Source organism: Halorubrum sp. B52 (assembly GCF_059752555.1).
Genome location: NZ_MWTG01000015.1, coordinates 1 through 2,095, shown reverse-complemented (window position 1 = coordinate 2,095; position 2,095 = coordinate 1). Strand labels below are relative to the sequence as shown.

At 58.1% G+C, this 2,095-nt stretch carries 1 tRNA gene and 2 rRNA genes; all 3 read right to left on the bottom strand.

Going from position 1 to position 2,095, the window contains the following annotated elements:
* Positions 1-78 (bottom strand): 23S ribosomal RNA (locus B4V04_RS16870); the annotation flags it as partial.
* 263 nt (positions 79-341) lie between these two features.
* A tRNA-Ala gene (locus B4V04_RS16865) sits at positions 342-413 on the bottom strand.
* A 157-nt stretch (positions 414-570) separates the two neighbouring features.
* Positions 571-2,040 (bottom strand): 16S ribosomal RNA (locus B4V04_RS16860).
* Between the last annotated feature and the right edge of the window lie 55 nt (positions 2,041-2,095).

The window sequence follows — 2,095 nt, the reverse complement described above, 5'->3', positions numbered from 1 at the left end:
GAGCTTTTCGCAGCTTGGCACGTCCTTCGTCGGCTCTCGAGCCGAGCCATTCACCAGCTGGCACAGTAGCCAGTAGTGTGTTGGACGGTTCCGTAAGGAACCTCCAACGGTGTCAAGTGACATAGTGTCACCCGACTGTATATGGTTCACTGACGTTCCACGAACTCGTATGAGTTCAGTGGACGTCTGGATCGCACGTATACACGGTCGTCATCGAATCGCCCTGGCGGGGCGTTCGTCGAACCCTTCCCATCCGCGGTTTCCCGGGATGGTGCATCGGTCGTCGTAACCCAACGGAGTCGCGTCGCCCACTTAAGGGGACGGATTCGCGTTGGGGGACATGGACTCACTGGGATTCGAACCCAGGGCATCCTCCTTGCAAGGGAGGCACTCTACCGCTGAGCTATGAGCCCACCTTCCCATGGTGGGAAGGCTCTGTGTGTAGTGTGAGCCGTGGTAGTTCGTCGGTGTCCAGATCGGTGGGTGAACGGACGTGACCATGCATGAATAGTGACCGTTCGTGTGAACGGTCGAAAGGTGAGCTCCCGCGGAGCGGGAGTCTCGGGTCTGTGGAGGTGATCCAGCCGCAGATTCCCCTACGGCTACCTTGTTACGACTTAAGCCCCCTTGCGAAGCCCAGATTCGACTCGTGAAACGAGCCTCATCCGGACCTCACTCGGGTGCTTTGACGGGCGGTGTGTGCAAGGAGCAGGGACGTATTCACCGCGCGCTTGTGACACGCGATTACTACCGAATCCAGCTTCATGTGGGCGAGTTGCAGCCCACAATCCGAACTACGATCAGGTTTCTGAGATTACCGTCTCCTTTCGGAGTTGGAACCCTTTGTCCTGACCATTGTAGCCCGCGTGTTGCCCAGCACATTCGGGGCATACTGACCTACCGTTGCCCGTTCCTTCCTCCGTGTTGGCCACGGCGGTCTCCCTACTGTCCCCAGCCACTTCGCAGTGCTGCTGGCAAGTAAGGATGCGGGTCTCGCTCGTTGCCTGACTTAACAGGACGCCTCACGGTACGAGCTGACGGCGGCCATGCACCTCCTCTCTGAAACTCGGATAAGGTCATCAACCTGATCGTCATTATTACAGTCGATGCTGGTGAGATGTCCGGCGTTGAGTCCAATTAAACCGCAGGCTCCTCCGGTTGTAGTGCTCCCCCGCCAATTCCTTTAAGTTTCATCCTTGCGGACGTACTTCCCAGGCGGCCTGCTTAGCGGCTTCCCTACGGCACAGCACCCACTCGTAGTGGGAGCCACACCTAGCAGGCATTGTTTACGGCTAGGACTACCCGGGTATCTAATCCGGTTCGAGACCCTAGCTTTCGTCCCTCACTGTCGGATCCGTTCTCGCGACGTGCTTTCGCCATCGGCGGTCCGTCCAGGATTACGGGATTTCACTCCTACCCCGGACGTACCCGTCGCGCCTTCCGGTCCCAAGCCACACAGTTTCCACCGGACGCCCACCCGTTGAGCGGGTGGATTTTCCGATGGACTTGTGCGGCCAGCTACGGACGCTTTAGGCCCAATAAGATCGGCCATCACTCGGGCTGCCGGTATTACCGCGGCGGCTGGCACCGGTCTTGCCCAGCCCTTATTCGTCCACCTCCCTACGGTGGACAAAAGCGTAGGCTCTATGCCTACGCACTTGGGATTCCCTTATCGCACTGTCGTGCAGTGTAAAGGTTTCGCGCCTGCTGCGCCCCGTAGGGCCCGGAATCTTGTCTCAGATTCCGTCTCCGGGTTCTCACTCTCATGACCCGTACCGATTATTGGCACGGTGGGCCGTTACCCCACCGTCTACCTAATCGGCCGCAGCCACATCCTTCGGCGCCGGAGCGTTTGGCACAGTCCTCATTCCAGGTGGACTGTGGTATCTGTTATTAACCTCAGTTTCCCGAGGGTATGACGGTCCGAAGGGTAGTTTGGCCACGTGTTACTGAGCTATTCGCCACGAGTCTGAACTCGTGCGACTAGCATGGCTAAATCGAATCCCAATAGCAATGGCCTCCGGCAGGATCAACCGGAATGTATAACCTCTGAACCTGGTTCCCGGCTCAGAGGGGGTGTTGGCGGGTTTTGACT